This is a genomic window from Planctomycetota bacterium (genome assembly GCA_016872555.1).
Taxonomy (GTDB): Bacteria; Planctomycetota; Planctomycetia; order Pirellulales; family UBA1268; genus F1-20-MAGs016.
In genome coordinates, this window is the sequence record VGZO01000013.1 from 1 (window position 1) to 18,340 (window position 18,340).

Genomic DNA, 18,340 nt, shown 5'->3' on the forward strand with positions numbered 1-18,340 from the left:
GGTCCGGTGCAGATCCTCGTCGATTCAGTCGGTTTGGCCGAGCAGACGGTGGTTTTGGAGGGGGCGGGAGCGTACGGTCGATAGGGTTCGGTAACGGGTGGGGAAGCGGTTCCGGTGGCCGGGCAAGGGCCTGCCGGGCAGCGCGAAGGCGACAGTCATGATCACGACAGCCGGATCGACGGGCGACCACGGCCGGGGGCGCCCGCGCCGCGGCGTCCTCCTGCTGATCGTCCTCAGCATGCTGACGCTGTTCATGATGCTCGGGACGGCGTATCTCGTCGTCGCGACCCGGGCCAAGGAAACCGCCCGGGCGTTTTCCCGGATGGCGCTGGAGTCGGATTCGCGGCGTGTCCAGCCGGCCGACATGCTCGACCGGGTGATGCTCACGGTCGTCGCCGGCGGCACCAACGTCGTCCTCCGTTGGCCGGGCGACACGTTCGCGTCGGGGTCGGCCAACTATCCGCCAAACCCGGTCGGCAGCGGCACCGTGTTTCCCTTCGAATCGCTGCTCGCCGACAAGTATGGCGTCGGCCGGACAAGCCTCGAGCTGCAAGACGGCACGGGAAACCCGACGACCGTCCAGGTCGCGACCACGGTCACCGGCACCGCTTGGCCGGCGGCACTCACCAGCAGCAATACCACCGCCTGCGTCGCGGCGGTCCCCAACGTGCCGCTGCTCGAGATCCCCGACTTCCGCACCTACGACCTGATCCTCGGCGGCTCGGGCTCGCCGCAGGCCCCGGATAACACCGCCTGGCAGGACCTGCCGGGGCGCGTGATCACCCTGCTGGGCGCCGGCCGGGCGGCAACGAGCCACCGGATCGTGAAGGCGATCCACACCGGCCAGCATCCGCAGACGAATGAATACCGCTACTCGCTCGTCGTTGACAATACATCGCGGGCCCGTCCATTCGTCGCCCCGACCGGTACCGTGCCGCTGCCCGCGGTGATCAATGGCCGCGAATTCGCCGGCGACGCGAATTTTGGCAACGATCTCCACGAGGCCTGGGACGGGTTCGACGACCGCAATCCGTTTTTGGCCCGGGTCGAACCGCAGTCGGCCGACAACGTCGGCAACGGGAAGACTCCGTCGGTCGCCGGCTCGGTGGTGTTCAAGCCGTCGTATGTGCCGCTCGCCAGCGGCAGCACCGCCCGCATGTCCCTCGACGCCACCGGGAATTGGCTCCAGACGCAGATCTCGTCGTTCGGCGTGTCCCCCGCGGCAGACAACGACAACGACGGGATCAACGACGGCTTCTTCCTCGACTTCGGCCTGCCGCGGATGACCACCGCCGACGGCAACGTCATCCGCCTCGATGCCTCGGTGCTCGTCGTCGATCTCGACGGCCGGTTCAACGTCAATGCCCACGGCTCGCTGATGGAGCTGACCTATTCCGGGTCGCACGCCTACTGGCCCAATCCCCCGGCCGGCGCCCAGCCGACACAGCTCAACCGCATGGGCACGCCCAAGGAGGCGATCCCGATGGGCCTCGGGTTCGGCCCGGCGGAGATCAATCACCGGGCGCTGTTCGATGCCGCCTCCGCGAAGAACGGCAACGGCTACGGCAACGGGCGCAAACAGCAAAACGAAAACCCGGCCCTCCAGCTCCTCACCGGGATCAACTGGACGCTGCTCAAGACCAACGGCGTCGGCGGCCAGCGCCCCGGCAACAGCGGCAGCCGCTACTCGGCCAACGCCCCGACGCCGCGGCTGCCCAACTGCGAGGGGCGCTACGGTCAGCCGCCGAAGCAGGGGGGCGCGCTCGACCCGACGATCGCGTTTTCCACCCAGGGGCAGATCGCCGACCAGACGCCTGGTCAAAACGGCACGCTGTCGTTTCCGTTCGCCCGCAGCGGCCAGCCGTTCACCGACGACACGATCAGCAGGGTCAACGACCGCAAGGTCGACGCGGCCACGATGCAGTCGAGCGCGAAGACCAGCTACGGCATCCCGCCGTTGTGGTGGGACGGTGATCCGAACTTCGACTGGAAGCCCGACCCCAACGGCCAAAAGCCCGCGTATCGAGGCGTCTACAACTCGCCCCCCGATCTCCACGGGCGGATGAAGTTCACTACTGGAAGTGCAAACGTCTTTGTGCCGCAAAGTAATCCCGCCAGGTCCGTGGTGCCGGGGCTGATCTTCACGAAAGCCGAGTGGATCGCCCGCGACGCGTCGCGAAACCCGGTCGACTACGACGTCGAGACGACCGACGACCCCTACGAGATCCCACTGACATCGCGCGCCGGCTGGCTGGACAACACCGGCACGAGCATCACGTCGGCCAATCCGTTCTCGACGGCGGAGCTCGAGAAGCTGCTCCGCCCCTACGACCTCGACGCTGCCCGGCTCCCCTCGCGCTTGGAGGCGATGCTCGGCAGCCTCTCCGAGGAGGCGCGGCTGCGGCTCACGACCGCCAGTTGGGACACGACGGCGATCACCGGCGAAGCCGCGCGGCGGATCGTCGGCTTCTTCGCCGCCTTCCCCGACAGCGGCCAGATCGGCGGCAGCGGCACGCTCGTCAATCAACTCCTCGGCGGCGAGGCGGCGCGCGGCGAGCGCTTCGATCTCAACCGCGCCCTGTCGGGAATCCAGCCCGACGGCTACCAGGCCGGCAACGCCTACTACGTCCAGCGGCAGGTGTGGTGCAAGGACCTGTTCGTGATCCTCGTCGCCCTCGATCCCGGCGCCGACGACGCCACCCGCGAGCGCTACGCCCAGTGGGTCGCCAACGCCTGCGACTTCCGCGACGGCGATTCGACGATGACGCCGTTCGAGGTCGATCTCCGACCTGAAGACGGCTGGGACGTGGACGGCGACGCGACGAGCGTGGAGCCCGCCGCGGCGACGAGGCGGCTGGTGTGGGGAGCGGAGCGGCCGGAGATCGTGATCACGGAAGTCAGTGCCTGGGAGGACGACCAAAACCAAGCCGAACTGTTCGTGATGCTCCACCGGCCCTGGAACGCCCGTGCTTACGGCACCGACGACAATTCGATCGCCGCCGAGCCGTGCGACGTGGCCCTCGACGCCTTTGCCAACGGCAAGCCGAGCAACCGCATCGAGCTGGCGAAGAAGTCGGAGAAGGCGGCGGTCGATCCGACCGATGCCTCGGTCAAGCCGGTGTGGCGGCTGCGGATCGTCGATAACGCCACCAAGCAGACGACCTACGCGCGGCTCGACGTCGGCTCGAGCGCGATGGGGCTCGGCTCCAATGAAGTCGGCGTGTCGGGGTTCACCACGCCCGCGGCGAGCCCGAAGATCGGCGTTGACGCCTGGTTGCTGCTCCAGGGCACCAACACGCAAAACAACACGATCACCGCCACCGGGACCGTGACGCTCAAAGACTTCAAGGTGCCCGGCACCGTCGGCCAGATCGGCACCGACCGCGACGCGACGATCTACCTCGAGCGGCTCACCGACCCGACGGCGACGGTCACCGGCCAGGCGTGGCAGGACGATCCCGAGGGGATCGAGCCGAAGGACCTGAAAGTGCCCTGCTACAGGGTCGTCGACAAGGTCGAGGTGAAGGTCGTCAACCGCTCGACGGGTGGCGGCCTGATCCCGCCGCCGCCGCAGCAGAAGAAGAGCCGGATCGCGACCGGCCCGACCGCCTTCTGGCGCAACAAGGCCGGTGACTTCGCCCCCGGCGTCGGCACCACGCTCACGTTCCGGCCGCTCGATCCGGTCGGCTCGGGCTCCAACGCCCCGGCCTGGTTCCACTGGCCGAACCGGCCGTTCATCTCGGCGACGGAACTGTTTTTCGTGCCCGGTGACAGGATCCACGACAAGGGGCCATGGCAAGTGCTCGATTCATATCGGCGACTTGATGCCGCGGCGACCGATCTTCCCTCGCTGCTGCTCCTCGACGCCGTCCATGTGCCGACCCGGTTCGCTGCCATCCACACGAGCCTGCCGGTGGCGACGACCGCGACGAACCTCTGGTCGCAGGCGGGGATCGGCACAGTGACCACGCCTGTCAACCAGCTCTCGGCGTTCCGCGAGCCCGGGCGGGTGAATCTCAACACGGTCACCGCCGACGACGTGTGGGACGCCGTCGTCGCCGGGCCGTTGGTCACGAAGGTCAACGGCAACCAGACGCCCGCCCCGACGCCACTCCGCAAGCGTGTGGCGGCGCAAGGCATCTCGGCCGCCGAGGTCGCCGACTTCGCCTCCGGCCAACCGGCCCGGTCGATGGCGCAACTTCTCGCCCTCGACAAGAACCCGAACCTCGATCCCACCCTGCCCGACACGCAGGGCAACGCCGCCAACCGGCCCAAGCCGGCGACTGACGACTACAAGAACCAGGAGCCCGGGCTCAAGGAGTCGATCGACTTGAATCCGGTCCACGGCCTCTACACCGCCACGCGGCTGGCCAACACCACCACCACGCGGTCGCACCTGTTCGGCGTCTGGATCACGCTCCGCGAGATGATCGAGGGGAACCCCGACAGCGTCCGGACGCACCGGGCGTTTTACGTGATCGACCGGTCGATCCCGGTGGCCTTCGAGCCGGGCAAGCCCCACAACGTGCGCGACGCCGTCGTCCTGCGGAGGATCATCGAATGACCCGCAGGCAGGGCCGCCGCTCCGGCATGACGCTCGTCGAGATGCTCGTCGCCACCGCGGCGACGCTGCTGTTGATGGCGGCGATCGCGCAGGTGTTCGGCGCGTTCGGCACGGCCGTGTCCGACAGCCGGGCGATGATCGAGCTCGACGGCCGGATGCGCTCGGCGGCGTGGCGCCTCCGCGGCGACCTCGCCGGCGCGACTGCCCGCACGCTCCCGCCGCTCGATCCCGACTCCGGCGACGGCTATTTCGAGGTCATCGAGGGGCCCGAGTCCGACACGGTCAGCGCCGGCGGTGTCGCCAAGGGGGGCAACGCCGCCTACAGCCTGATCGCGGGCAGCGGCAGCGACGACCGGATCGTCGGCGACATCGACGACGTGCTCCTGTTCACGACGCGGAGCACCGATCCGCCGTTTCAGGGGAGGTTCACGACCAGCGCCGGCGTGCGCACGCTCGAGAGCCCGGTGGCCGAGGTCGGCTGGTTCCTGCGCCGCACGGTCAGCGGCTCGACCGGCTCTGCGGGTCCGACCGACCCGGTGACGTTCACGCTGTACCGCAAGCAGCTCCTCGTCCTCGGCTACGTCGGCATCGATCCATTTTACAGCGGCACGAGCCTGCCGTCGCCCCCGGCGGTTCCGCCAATGACGACCAATGCCCAAAACGTGTCGATCCCGTCGAACACGGCGGCGATGCGCCAGGGGTATTACCCGTGGTCGCAGTTTTTCGACCTGTACGACGTCTCGGCCCGGTTCGAGCGCAACGCCGGCATGACGCTCCCCAATCAGGACCCCACCAGCACGATCTCCCCCGGCCGGCTCGTTCCCAACACGCTGGCCGACCTGACGCGGCGCGAGGCGCGGTTCATGCACAACGTCGTCGGCAACACCGACGGCAGCGGGTTTCCCTTCGGCTTCTGCGTCAACTGGGAGGACCACAACTACGACGGGATCCTGCAACAGCCGGAGGAGTCGCAGCGTCCCGGACACCCGGGATACGTCGGCACGTACGGCGCCGGATCCCTGCCCGACAGCGGTCACCAGAGCCGCGACGCCATCGGTGAGATCGTCCCGGACGGCCTCGTGTTTCGCGGGAGCCGCGAAGGGGAGGACGTGATCCTCACCAACGTCATCGCGTTCGACGTCCGCGTCTTCGACCCCGAGGCCCCGATCCCCCTGCGCCCTGGCCAGACGACGCCCCTGGTACCCGGTGACCCTGGCTACGGGGCCGCCTACCTGACCGCTGCCGGGCTCACGCCCCCGGCGTTCGCTTTCGGTGGCTACGTCGATCTCGGCAACGGCACGATGAAGCCCGGGAATCCACCGAATAACCAGGTGCCGGTGTCGCGGTTTTCCGGGTTCGGCCAGCCGCGGAGCGGCCTGCGTGGCTCGGCGGCCCCGTTTCCGAATCCGAGGGCCCGCGTCTGGGACACCTGGAGCACGCACTACGAGACCAACGGGCGCGACGAAGACGGCGACAACACCGTCGACGAGGGAGCCGACGGCCTCGATAACAATGGCGATGGCCGGGTCGACGAGACCGATCCCTCGGCCGACCTCAATGGCGACGGCGACTTTGCCGACGCCGGCGAGGATCCCGGCGAGACGGAAACCCAGCCCCCCTACCAGTATCCGCTGCGCGGTATCGAAGTCCGGATCCGCTGCTACGAACCCTCCAGCCGGCAGATCCGGCAGATCACCGTGCGGCACTCGTTCGTCAGTCCCTGACACCTTGCCCGACCTGCATCGCCGAGGGGGCACCACCCGAGCCCCTGCGCTGGACAAAGCCGGTTCTGGACCCGAAACTATTTGTAGGGGCAAGGTCTGCGATCCGTCCTCATGAGGGGGCGGTCAATGTGGTGTGGGGGGTTGGCCACCGGGCCACCCTTCCGGTTTCGCCGTCGCTTTGAACAGTCCACCCGTCCCGTCCGTACGTCCTTCACGCTGCGTCGCCTCCATCCTCCCGCTCGTCACCGCTCCGCTCCCGCTCTCCAGCGGCCAGGCGGCATCAAGGAACCTTCCCATGAAACGGCACGCCCCCCGCGGCTTCACGCTCGTGGAGCTCCTCGTGGTCATCGCGATCATCGCCACGCTCGTCGGCCTTCTCCTCCCGGCCGTCCAAGCGGCCCGTGAGTCTGGCCGGCGCAACACCTGCCTCAACAACATCAAGCAAATCGGACTGGCGGCGGTGTCGTTCGACAGCCAGAAGCAGTTCATCCCTGGCTGGCGCAACAAGCACCCGGCGACGACGGCCTTCGGGAGCGCCGCCCTGACGTCGGCCCAGCAGCAGGATCAGCTCGCGTTCGGTGCCGTGAGCTGGCCTGTGCTCCTCCTTCCCAATCTCGAGCGGCGTGACCTGTACAAGCTGTGGGAGGACTGTGGGCTTGCCCCGCCCCCGATGGCCGGCCGTCCGCTCAACAACGGCACTCAGGTCCAGGTGCCGGCGATCGAGATCTTCATCTGCCCGTCGAGCAGCCCCGATCCCGAGGGCACGCCGACGATCGCCTACGCCGGCAACATCGGCATGGGCGTGATCGCCGGGCGGCAGTTCCGCGACGACGGCGTGATGATGGACACGTTCGGCCGCGCCGGTTCGAGTGGTGTCTATGCCTCGGCCAAGACGAGCATCGACTACATCAGTGGTGGCGACGGCGCGACGATGACGCTGTTGGCGATGGAGCGCAACGGGGCGATGTTCTCCCCGCAAGCCGCTTACGACGCTGCCCCGCGGTCGGCGTCGCAGCAATACTCGTTCTCTCCGCGGGCCTGGGATGCGACCCAGCCGTTCAGCGGCACGGGCATGCCGATCGTCGGCATCGGCCTGATTCTGGCCGACATTTCCAGCTTCCCGTCGTCTCCCGTCGTGACCACGCCGTTCAAGGTCATCAACCAGCCGGCCACCGCCACGGCCGCGTCGATCGGCGTCCGCCCCGAGGCCCTGCCCTCGTCGCGGCACCCGGGAGGCGTGATGGCGGTGTTCTGCGACGGCCACGCCAAGTTCGTCAGCGACGGCCTCGACGCGGCCGTGTATTCCCAACTCCTCACCGGCAACACGGTCGGCGGGGCGGGCTTCATGCCCGGAATCGTCTCCGGCTTTAACACCCTCAAGCCGCTCTCGGAAAACTCCTACTGATCGCGGGCTGCCGGCTCCAGCCGCGTGACGGCGACGAAATCATCAAACCGGCGGGCCTTCGGGTTCGCCGGTTTTTTGTTGCCGCGTGAGCGCCGGTTGATCACCCGATGGACACGGGTACACTCTTTCCAGGTCAAGCAACCTCCGGCGAGGCCGACACGATGACCGTCGAGCGATTCCGCGACGCCCTCCGGGCGCAGCCCTTCCGTCCGTTCACACTCCACCTTGCTGACGGTCGGGAGATCCCGGTCCGTCATCCGGAATGGGCGCTCGCCAGCCCGTCGGGGCGTACGACGGTCGTCATGCAACCTGACGACTCGTTCAACATCATCGACCTGCTGTTGGTCACCGACCTGGAGTTCAGCCAGCCGGGTGTACCGTCCACCGGCACCGAGCCCCCGGAAAAGCTGGCCGGGTGACGGGCGTCACTTCGACGCCGCCACCAGATCCTGCTTCTTCTTGAGCTCGATGATTTCCTTCTGGATGTTCCCCGGAGTCGGCCGGTACTTGGCGAACTCCATCGTGAACACCCCCTGCCCCTGCGTCATGCTGCGCAGGTCGGTCGAGTAGCCGAACGTCTCGGCGAGCGGCACCTCGGCGACGATCGTCGAGGTGTTGCCGACCGTCTCGGTCGAGATGATCAGCCCGCGGCGCTTGTTGAGCTCGCCGGTGACCGGCCCCTGGAAGTCGGCCGGGACCTCGACCTCCATCTTCATGATCGGCTCGAGGAGCACCGGCTTGGTGGCGAGGAACGCCTCGCGGAAGCCGGCCCGGGCACAGATCTGGAACGCCATGTCCGACGAATCGACGTCGTGGTACGAGCCGTCCTCGAGCGTCGCCTTCACGCCGACGATCGGGAACCCGGCGATCGGCCCCTTGTCGAGCACCGCCCGGAAGCCCTTCTCGACCGACGGGATGTATTCGCGCGGCACACGGCCGCCGACGACTGCATCCTCGAAGATGAAGTTCTCGGGAGTGTCCTCGGGGAGCGGCTCGAGGTGGCCGATGATGTGGGCGTATTGGCCCGAACCACCGGTCTGCTTCTTGTGCTTGTAGTCGTAGGCCGTGCCCTTGGTGGGGGCCTCGCGGTAGCTGACCTTGGGGGCGCCGACCTCGACCTCGACCTTGAACTCGCGCTTGATCCGCTCGACGTAGATGTCGAGGTGGAGCTCACCCATCCCGGCGATCAGCGTCTCGCCGGTCTCCTCGTCGGTGCTCATCCGGAACGTCGGATCCTCGCGCGTGAAGCGCTGCAGCGCCTTGCCGAGCTTGTCGAGGCCGTCGCGGTTGGTCGGCGTGATCGCCATCTTGATGACCGGCTCGGGCACGAACATGCTCTCGAGCGTGCAGTACTTCTGCTCCGAGGCGTAGGTGTCGCCGCTGGCCGCATCGACACCCATCACCGCGACGATGTCGCCGGCCTCGGCGGTATCGATTTCCTCGCGCTTGTCGGCGTGCATCCGCACGATCCGGCTGAATCGCTGCTTCTGGCTCGTGCGCTGGTTGATGTAGGCCTCGCCCTTGGAGATCGAGCCCTGGTAGATCCGCATGAACGTCAACTGGCCGTAGGGGTCGTCGACGATCTTGAAGGCCATGGCCACCAGCGGCTTCTTCGGATCGGGCACGAGGTCGAACGCCTCGTCGGGCTTGTCCCACTTCTTGGCGATCACCTTCCGCTCGACCGGGTTGGGGAGGTAGCGGACGACTGCGTCGAGCAGCGGCTGGACGCCCTTGTTCTTGTAGGCCGAGCCGCAGAACACCGGCGTGATGCTCTGGTTTTGCAGCGCCTGCTTGACGACCGCATGGATCTCGTCTTCGGAGACCGGCTCCTCGGAGAGGAGCTTCTCCATCAGCGTGTCGGAATACATCGCCAGGCTCTCGAGCATCGCGTGGCGGGCGTCCTTCGCCGCCGCGGTGAGGTCGGCGGGGATCGGCTCGACGCGGACGGTTTCGCCGTTGTCGCCGTCGAAGTGGATCGCCTTCATCGCCACCAGGTCGATCACCCCCTGGAGCTTGTCTTCCTTGCCGATCGGGATCTGCATCGGGACGGCGTCGCAGCCGAGCTTCTCGCGGAGCTGCTTGACGACGCGCTCGAAATTGGCGCCGGTCCGGTCCATCTTGTTGACGAACGCCAGCCGCGGCACCTTGTAGCGCTTCATCTGCCGGTCGACGGTCATCGACTGGCTCTGGACACCGCCGACGGCGCAGAGCACGAGGATCGCGCCGTCGAGGACGCGCAGGCTACGCTCGACCTCGACGGTGAAATCGACGTGGCCGGGGGTGTCGATGAGGTTGATGTCGCAGTCGCCCCACTTCACGCTCGTGGCGGCGCTGGTGATCGTGATCCCGCGCTCACGCTCGAGATCCATGTAGTCCATCGTCGCCCCGTCGCCCCCGCCCTTGACCTCCTGGATGCGGTGGATGCGGCCGGCGTAGTAGAGAATCCGCTCCGAGAGGGTCGTCTTGCCGGAGTCGATGTGGGCGGAGATGCCCATGTTGCGGAGCTTGGAAAGATCCATGGAGAGCTCGATCCACCTGCGGCGGGGAAAAGGGGGGAACCGCGGAGAATCCCGCGGTTTCAAGGAGGGAAAGACTCCGGGAATATACTCGGCTCTCTCCCCGCCGGACAGGCGGAGGCAGCGCCCCCGCCGTTACGACCCGCCCGGCCAACCGGCCGGGGGGAGTCTTCCGCCCATTCCGGCCCCACGAGACGCTGATGACCCCGTCTGTTCCCGCCCCCGGTGATCCGCCCCGTCCCGGCGCCGGGGCACCGCCTCCGGCCGACGGCGCCACGGCGCTGCCCGATCACGGCCCCCGGGCGCCATGGGTGACCTGCCTGGCGCCGCTCGTGACATACATGGTCGCCGGCTCGTTTCTCCCCTCGGCGGAGGGCGGCGGGCTCGCCGCCACGCTCGGCATCCCGTGGGCGGCCTACCCCTGGGCCTACGCCCTCCAGGTCGCGGCGACGCTCGCCGCGATCGGCTGGTGCGGCCGCGACCTGGTGCGGTGGCTCGGCCGGCCGACGTGGTGGACGGCGCTGGCGGGCGTGGCGTTGGTCGTGCCGTGGGTGATCCTGGCCACGCTCCAGCGCGGGAGCGGCTGGGATCTCGGCTTCGGGGCCCGGGAGGGGTTCGATCCGTTCACCGCGTTCGGCGCGGGAAGCGCGGCGACCTGGCCGTTTCTCGCGGTGCGCGCCCTCGGGCTGGTCGTCGCGGTGCCGATCGCCGAGGAGCTGTTCGTGCGCGGGTTCCTCACGCGCTACGTCGTCAACGAGGAGTTCTGGCGGGTGCCGTTCGGCACGCTGTCGGCGGTCGTCCTCGCGGCCGCGGCCGTGTATGGCGTCGCTACGCATCCGCCCGAGGCGCTCGCCGCCGCAGTGTGGTTTCCCGCGGTGAGCTGGATCGCCTCCCGGACGCGCCAGCCGATCGACTGCATCCTCGCCCACGCCGGCACGAACCTGGCGCTGGGGGCCTACGTCCTCGCGACCGGATCGTGGTGGTTGATGTGAACGCCACGGCAGGCGCCGTCGCACCGCTCCGCGGCCGGCTCGCCCCGACGCCGACCGGGCTGCTCCACGTCGGCCACGCCCGGACCTTCGCGCTGGCCGCGGCCCGGTCCCGGGGAGCGGGGCTCGTGATGCGGATCGAGGACCTCGACGCCCCGCGCTGCCGCGAGGAATACGTCACCGCCGCGCTCGACGACCTCCGCTGGCTCGGCCTCGGGTGGACCGAGGGCCCCGACGTCGGCGGGCCGCACGCCCCCTACCGGCAAAGCGGGCGGACGGCGTGGTTTCTCGACGTCTGGCGGCGGCTCGAGGCGGCGGGGGCGATCTACCCCAGCCCCCACTCGCGGCGCGACGTCGAGGAGGCGGCCACCGCGCCCCACGACTCCCCCGACGGAGGCGAGCCGATCTTTCCCCCGGCCCTGCGGCCGACGGAGCGGACGCGGGCAACTGCTCCCGGCGGCGTGCCGTGGCGCTTCCGCGTGCCCGACGGCCGGGTGGTGGCGTTTTCCGACGCCCTTCAGGGCACCGTGACCCGCGTCGCCGGCGTCGACTTCGGCGACTTCATCGTCTGGCGGCGCGACGACCTGGCCGCCTACGAATTGGCGGTCGTCGCCGACGACCATGCGATGGGGATCGCCGAGGTGGTGAGGGGGGCCGACCTGCTCTCGAGCACCGCGCGGCAGATCCTGCTCGCCGAGGCGCTCGGCTGGCCGTCGCCGGCGTGGTGCCACGCGGATCTGGTCTGCGATCCCGCAGGCAAGCGGCTCGCGAAGCGCAGCGGCGGCCTGGCGATCCGCGAGCTCCGCGTTCGCGGGTTCACCCCCGCCGACGTCCTCACCCGTCCGCTGGCCGAGTTGGCCGGCGGCTGAAGCGCCCCGGCGGCCCGCGGCCCTGCCGACCGGCCGCCGGCGAATCGCGACGCCGGCGCGCGATCCTCCACGCCGCGAGCGCCGCCCCGGCCGCGGCGAGCGTGATCGCCCCCGGCTCCGGGACGGCAGTGATCGTGACGAACCCTCCGGCACGCTGGTCGGTGGCGAAGTTCGCCGCGCCGGTCGAGTCGTCGTAGTCGATCTGCCACTGCCGGGTGCCGGACGTGAACCAGGCACCGTCGGCTAGCGTGCTACTCCCGAAGGTGAACAGGCCGCCGTTCCAGGTGCCGGTGTAGTTGATCAGGGCGAGGCGAGTGCCGATGGCCAGATCGGTCGCCGGGGCGAGGTCGGCGAGGAACAGCCCCACCGTGCCCGACAGCGTCAGGTTGCCGTCGACGACGATGAGGTCGGCGCGCGCGGCGGCCGCCGCGGCGGCGTCGATCTCGAGGGAGACCAATGCGCCGCTGCCCAGCGACAGCGATCGGGTGGAGAGCGATTCGATCCCGTCACCGGGGGCGATCACGCCGCCGGCACCGACCGTCACGCTCCCGCCGAGGATCCCCGTGCCGCCCAGCGTGCCCCCGATCACACTCACGGCGCCGGTCGCGCCGCCGGCATCGCCATTGACCAGCAGCCGTCCGCCGCTGACCGCCGCACCGCCGGCAAAGGAGTGGCTGCCGCTGAGGACGAGCGTGCCCGCCTCGACGGCGAGCCCCCCGGCCACGCCACTCGAAGCACCAGCCGACAGGACGAGCGTCCCCGATCCCGACTTCGTCAGGCCGGCGCTGCCGACGAGCCGGCTGGCGACGGTCGCCGTCCCCGTGCCCTCGACGGCGATCCGGTTGAGCGACCGCGACAGCCCACCGAGCGCCAGCGTCCCACCGGTCACCAGATAGCCGCCGGTGGCGAACTGCAGCCCCCCCTCGACGCGCTGGCTCCCGGACACGGTGACCGTGCCCCCCGTCCCGTCGAAGATCCCGCGCGCCGTCGGCAACCACACGGTCGAGCGCGCGGTCCAGGTGGCGTCGAGTGTGCCCCACGTGCCGGCGCCGCCTCCTCCTCCCGCCCCCGCCCAGCGGATCGACTGGAAGAGTGGATTGGCCGCCGGCCCGGTCGCGGCGACGTCGTAGTAGGCGGTGAGCTCGGGGAGGTAGCCGCCGGTGCCGCTGCGCGTCACCCCTTCGCTGTACCACAGCGAGTGGCCGGTGGCATCTTGCCGCGTCCGGTCGATCATCTGGCGGAGATCGTTCCACGGCGTGGCGGAGCCGGTGCCGAGGATCCGCAGCCCGCCGGCGAGGTCGCCGGTGCGGCTTCCCATCCCCGTGACCTGCGCGGGCCAGTCGGCGTTGAACGAGGCGATCGTGGTCCGGTAGACCTGCGGCACCACCTCGTCATACAGCCCGGCGGCGACCCAGTCGGACCACTTGGCGTTGAGGTTCGCGGAGCTGACGTTGAGCACGGCCGGCGCCAGCGAGATCACGACATCGGGTTTGGCGGCGCGGATCGCGTCGTGGAGCTCGGTCGCGAAGGCCTGCATCTTCCCCTGCCGCCAGGCGACGAACTGCGCGTCGGTCGCGCTGGTGGGGAGGTTGCGGCCGGTCTCCTGGAGGTAGGCCGCGCGGGTCACCGAGTCGTAGCCGAATTGCACCGGCCAGGCGAGCCGGTCGTCGAACTGGATCACCTGCAGGTCGAATTGCTGCACCGCTTCGACGGCGATCCCCTTGATGAGGTTCCGCACCTGCGGCACGAGCGGATTCATCCAGGAGAAGCCGTTGCTCGCGTTGGTGTAGTTGCCGGCGCTGTCCTGGAGGAGCCAGCCGTTGTCGCGGGCCTTGATCGCCAGGGGGTTGCTCGGGTTGCCGAACCCGGCGGCGAGGCCGTATTCGAACCAGGCGCCGTGCACCAGGCCGTTGGCGGCGGCGGCGGAGCGCGTCTCGGAGAGGAGATTCCGCCCGGCGAGGCTCGGATTGAGCGATGTCGTCCCGGTGACCGCCGTGAGCGTCGGCGAGGTGAAGTTGGTGTAGCCGTTCTTCCAGGCCTCGACGTAGACGGTGTTGAGGCCGACTCCGCGGAGCGTCGCCATGGTGGTCGAGACGTTGCCCTGCGCGAGGTCGTCGGAGGAGGTCGTGGTCAGCCACGTGCCGCGCAGCTCGGGGGACGCAGCGTGGCCGGTGACCGGCGGGGCAAGCGCGAACGCTGCCAAGGCGAGCAGCCACGCCGTCGGTGTCGGTCGGCTCGGGCCGCGTGCGCGGCGCGTTCGGAAGGGGAAGTCTTCAGCTTCGGGCATCCGGATCACTCCGTGGGGTACGTGGGGCCGACGGCGCGGGGCTTCGCGGGTCCTGTGCGCGGACGGGTAACAGTTGACTTGCCGATTCGTCTCCCCCTTGACCCCGCGGGCAGCGCAGCGAATCGCCGCGTTTGGCGGTGGCCTTCGGTGCCAGGCGCTTTTGGACGCGTCGGGGCACTGCTGGCTCAGCAATCGCCGTACCGTAAGCGGGGGGACACTCGAAGCCGGCGCAGGTCGCGTGAACACCGCGATTCGATCGCTGAACGATCTGTCAGGTCCCTCGCGAGAGGCCCCGCCGTCTGGGGTGAATCGCCTCGCGCGGCAAGGTCGATGCGGAGTGATTCGCTCCACAGAGGCAATCGAGCCCCGCTCGATCCGACACGCGACCTCGGACGAGCGTGAGCCATAAGTCGCTTCCTGCACGGCGACTTGGCTCGGCTGTTCGGATTACCCAGCTTCCGGGCACGCCGTTTGCCTATCGCTCCTCGGGATCTTCGTCTGCCCGGCGCGTCATCGCGCGGGGGACGGCCGGAGATGTCCTGAACCGTGGTCCCACCGGCTTGAACCGGTGGGCGACGGTTGGCCAACCGTCCTAGGAGGCACTGCGCAGCACCGATACGACGTTCCACCGAGTTTTCCACGTTTTTCCGGCACCCTCGCCCGTGAGCGTTGCCGCGCCGCCGTCGTGCGGCCGGACCACGCCCGCGGGCAAGGCTCCGGTGATTACAGTCGCGCCGTCGGCCGCCTGAAAGCCGGCTGCGCGCCATGAGCCGGCGATCGTCTCGCGCGGAAGGCATCCGGGCGGGCGCGCCGCCGTGGAATCCGCGCGGCCGATGACCGCGCTGCACAGATCAACCGCTTTTGAAAACCGACCAGGCATCGGTCCGGGAGATCATCCGGACCGTGCTTCGGCGACCGTCCATGAGAGGTTTCTACCCGCCACGTTTCCAAGGAGATGGAGATGACGGACCGTCATGTCAGGAAGGTTTCGGGGGCTCAAACGCGCGGCCGCGTTTTCACGATGCTCAATGCAACTGTCGGCCGGTTCCACGCGGCGCCGATCACGATCGCCGTGCTCTCGCTGGCCCTGGCCGGGGCGCCCGTCCATGCCCAGATCGGCCTCTACGAGATCGCCCGGTTCGATCTCGGGGCGACGAGCGGAGCCGCCAATCCGTCGTTCATCGGCAGTAATCCGGCAGCCGTCGCCTGGAACGGCTCGCGGCTGTGGGTTGCCGGGTTCAACGGCAGCGCGACGGTGACCACCACATCGCTCGTCGAGATCACCAACGCCACCCAGCAAGGTGTGCTCACGGCGGCGTACTCGACCCCATTCGGCACGATCAGTAGTGTGGGAAGCTCGCGCGGCTACACAGGTCTGTCGATCAGCGGCTCCATCCTCGGCGCGTCGTTCGACTCGGGAGCCAACACCGCCACCGGCATCCAGGCGTTTTCCACCACCAACCAGAAGATGTGGGACCTCTCGGCTTCGGGAACGACCACCGCCAATATCGGCACGACGCGCGGCATGGCCGGGCCGGCATTCGATCCCGGCTTTCAGGGAAATCCTGCCCAGGGCGGTGGGCTGGCCTGGGTGACGCAGGGGCAGGGACGCCGTTTCCTCAACGATTCAGTCTCCGGGTCATCAATCTACACAACGACCGCAAACGTCCCACCTGGTGCCCAGCAGGGCATGATCATCAACACCAATCCGACGTCGACGACCTGGCGCGACATCGCGTTCGATCCCACGACCGGGGACCTCTACACACGGGTCAACAACAGCGTCAGCCGCGCCAACCGGACCGGCGCGAACACCGTCAGGGGGCCGACGAGCAATGTCAACGGCCAATCGGACGTCATCGTCGCGTTGACGGCGACCAATGCGATCGTCACGAATCTCGGGTTCATGAACGCGGTCGTCTCGAGCACGTTCGGCAACTTCGTCAACAACTACTCGGGTGACTTGCTGATCTTCAACGATCGGACCATCCAGGGGCAGTCCCCGACCAACGTGGTCAAGTTCACGACCACCAGCGGTTCGACGATCACGCCGACGTGGACGTTTCTCAACGGCACCGCGCCGCCGTCGAGCGCCACCGGGGCCTACGATTTCGCGTGGGACCCCGGTACACAGACGCTCGCCGTACTCGACTACTCCAACCGTGGCGTCTCGATCTTCAGCACCGCCGTCCCGGAGCCCTCGACCTGGGCGATGGCCGGCATCGCCGGCAGTGCCCTTGCCGGTCAGGCCGTATGGCGGGCGCGGCGGAAGAAACGCCACAGCGCCGCCGGCAGCGGCGACGCCGCCGAGCCGTCCCTCACGGACGAGCAAAGCAGAACAGGTGCCCCTCGCCACGGATGAAAACTTCGCGGCCGGCCAGGGCGGCCGTGGCATCGACTCCCTCGCCAATGTCGTTGGTGGCGACGACTTCGAGCGCGGGAGCGTCGCGGATCACGGTGATCGCGCCGCCGCGATCGGTGAGGTAAACGTGCCCGCCGGCGGCGACCGGCGAGGCATAGGTCCGTCCCACGCCAGGGATCCGCGCCGCCTCGTAGTGCGGCGCCCCGGTCCGGGCGTCGATGCAGGTCAGCAGGCCGGTTTTCTCCTTGTAGTAATAGACGCGGTCCCCCGAGAGCAGCGGTGAGCCGACATCAGGGGTGTTGCTCGAACGGGTCCAGAGCACGCCGCTCCCGGCCGCCAGCTCGCCGCGGCCAGAGAGATCGAAAGCGCCGATGAACGCCCCACGGAACCCGCTGGCGACGATCGCCACGCCGTCGGCGGCGACTGCCGACGCGCAGGGGCGCTCCGTCTGCCCACCGCAGCGCCACAGTTCCTTGCCGGTAGCGAGGTCGTAGCCGCGCGCGGCGCGCTGGCCGTTCATCACCACCTGCTTGCCCCCCGCGCGGTCGGTCGCGACCAGAGGCGTCGCCCACGCAGTCGGTTCGTCGCGGGGCGTTTCCCACACCGTTCGGCCGGTCGTGGCATCCAGCGCGTGGAGCGCCGAGGGCCCCTCGTGATCCCAGGGCACGAGGATCATCCCATCGACGAGCGTCGGCGAGCTCCCCTCGCCGAACCCGTTGCGGATTCGCATGTCGCCGAAGTCGCGCTGCCACAGCGCCTCGCCGTCGCGCGAGAAGCAGTGCAGCCCGCGCGAGCCGAAGTGGGCGTAGACGCGCTGGCCATCGGTGCACGGCGATGCGGAGGCGAAGCCGTGTGTCTGGTGGGTGCCCTCGTGCGGCACGGCGGCGACAGCGGTCCGCGACCAGCGCACCTGCCCGGTGGCGCGGTCGAGGCAGAACAGGCGGAAGTCGAGCTCCCCCTGCTTCCCCGCGACGGGCACGGCGCTGGTCACGAACACGTCGGGCCCGAGGACCACCGGCGACGACGAGCCGCGCCCGGGGATCGCCGTCTTCCAGCGGAGGTTGTTGTCGGGGCCGAGCTCGACCGGCGGCGTGGCGTCGGGCGACACGCCGTTACCAGTCGGCCCGCGCCAGTGGGGCCAGTCGCTCATCGCGGTGTCGCCGGCATGGGCCGACGCGGCCATCGCGGCGATGGCGATGGCGGTCAGGCTCCGTCGCGGCAGCCGCCCCCACACGTGCCGCCTCGGGGAACCGCCGGACTCGGAGATCAATTCCCCAACGCTCATGACTGCTCTCCGCCAAGGACGGCCTGCAACTTTGCCTGTCGACGGTCGCTGAAATACCAAGTTGGCATGAAAATTACCATCGACAAGGCCGGCCGGATCGTCGTCCCCAAGCCGCTGCGTGATCGCCTCGGGATGACGCCGGGTACGGAATTGGTCGTCGAGGCCGATGGCGAGCGGCCTCGTGGCCGCCGGGCGGCGCGGTTGCCAGCGATTGCTGTCGTTCAACGAAAGGGATTTCACCCGACTGGGGTCGAGCCGCGTCTCGATCAAGATCCCCTGACCGCCACGGGTGCCGACCGTGGCGGGAGATCACCGGACCGGCGATGATGACGGTGCCGT

At 69.1% G+C, this 18,340-nt stretch carries 11 protein-coding genes; 8 read left to right on the plus strand and 3 right to left on the minus strand.

Annotation, left to right across the window (positions count from 1 at the left end):
- Positions 1–157: 157 nt before the first annotated feature.
- From FJ309_06270 to FJ309_06285, 4 genes are all read left to right on the plus strand, one after another.
- Complete coding sequence (locus FJ309_06270) at positions 158–4,564, plus strand: hypothetical protein (GenBank protein MBM3954206.1); 4,407 nt, start codon at positions 158–160, stop codon at positions 4,562–4,564.
- A complete protein-coding gene (locus FJ309_06275) occupies positions 4,561–6,288 on the plus strand; it encodes a hypothetical protein (GenBank protein ID MBM3954207.1) in 1,728 nt (575 codons plus the stop codon). Before FJ309_06270 ends, FJ309_06275 begins: the two co-directional genes overlap by 4 nt.
- A gap of 295 nt (positions 6,289–6,583) precedes the next feature.
- Positions 6,584–7,693 (plus strand): DUF1559 domain-containing protein, encoded by a 1,110-nt coding sequence (locus tag FJ309_06280; protein ID MBM3954208.1) that lies wholly within the window; start codon positions 6,584–6,586, stop codon positions 7,691–7,693.
- Between the two features lie 161 nt (positions 7,694–7,854).
- Positions 7,855–8,112: a hypothetical protein gene (locus tag FJ309_06285; protein ID MBM3954209.1), complete on the plus strand. Its 258-nt coding sequence runs from the start codon at positions 7,855–7,857 to the stop codon at positions 8,110–8,112.
- Between the two features lie 6 nt (positions 8,113–8,118).
- Here the strand turns inward: FJ309_06285 and FJ309_06290 are convergent, their stop codons facing one another.
- Positions 8,119–10,212, minus strand: a complete 2,094-nt coding sequence (locus tag FJ309_06290; protein MBM3954210.1) for an elongation factor G — start codon at positions 10,210–10,212, stop codon at positions 8,119–8,121.
- Between the two features lie 197 nt (positions 10,213–10,409).
- Between FJ309_06290 and FJ309_06295 the strand changes: the two genes are divergently transcribed.
- Both FJ309_06295 and FJ309_06300 read left to right on the plus strand, forming a co-directional pair.
- Entirely contained in the window at positions 10,410–11,201 is a 792-nt protein-coding gene (locus FJ309_06295) for a CAAX prenyl protease-related protein (GenBank protein ID MBM3954211.1), read from the plus strand.
- The gene (locus tag FJ309_06300) at positions 11,198–12,067 is read left to right on the plus strand and encodes a tRNA glutamyl-Q synthetase (GenBank protein MBM3954212.1); all 870 of its coding nucleotides are present in this window, start codon (positions 11,198–11,200) and stop codon (positions 12,065–12,067) included. The genes FJ309_06295 and FJ309_06300 overlap by 4 nt, the downstream gene beginning before the upstream one ends.
- Here the strand turns inward: FJ309_06300 and FJ309_06305 are convergent.
- Positions 12,033–14,354 (minus strand): hypothetical protein, encoded by a 2,322-nt coding sequence (locus FJ309_06305; GenBank protein MBM3954213.1) that lies wholly within the window; start codon positions 14,352–14,354, stop codon positions 12,033–12,035. The genes FJ309_06300 and FJ309_06305 overlap by 35 nt on opposite strands.
- Before the next feature lie 1,468 nt (positions 14,355–15,822).
- Here FJ309_06305 and FJ309_06310 point away from each other — a divergent pair.
- On the plus strand, positions 15,823–16,716 hold the full coding sequence (locus tag FJ309_06310; protein MBM3954214.1) for a PEP-CTERM sorting domain-containing protein: 894 nt from the start codon (positions 15,823–15,825) through the stop codon (positions 16,714–16,716).
- Here the strand turns inward: FJ309_06310 and FJ309_06315 are convergent.
- Positions 16,673–18,001 (minus strand): PQQ-like beta-propeller repeat protein, encoded by a 1,329-nt coding sequence (locus FJ309_06315; GenBank protein MBM3954215.1) that lies wholly within the window; start codon positions 17,999–18,001, stop codon positions 16,673–16,675. The two genes, FJ309_06310 and FJ309_06315, sit on opposite strands and share 44 nt — an antisense overlap.
- 66 nt (positions 18,002–18,067) lie before the next feature.
- Here FJ309_06315 and FJ309_06320 point away from each other — a divergent pair, with 66 nt between their 5' ends.
- Entirely contained in the window at positions 18,068–18,328 is a 261-nt protein-coding gene (locus FJ309_06320; protein ID MBM3954216.1) for an AbrB/MazE/SpoVT family DNA-binding domain-containing protein, read from the plus strand.
- Positions 18,329–18,340: the final 12 nt, after the last annotated feature.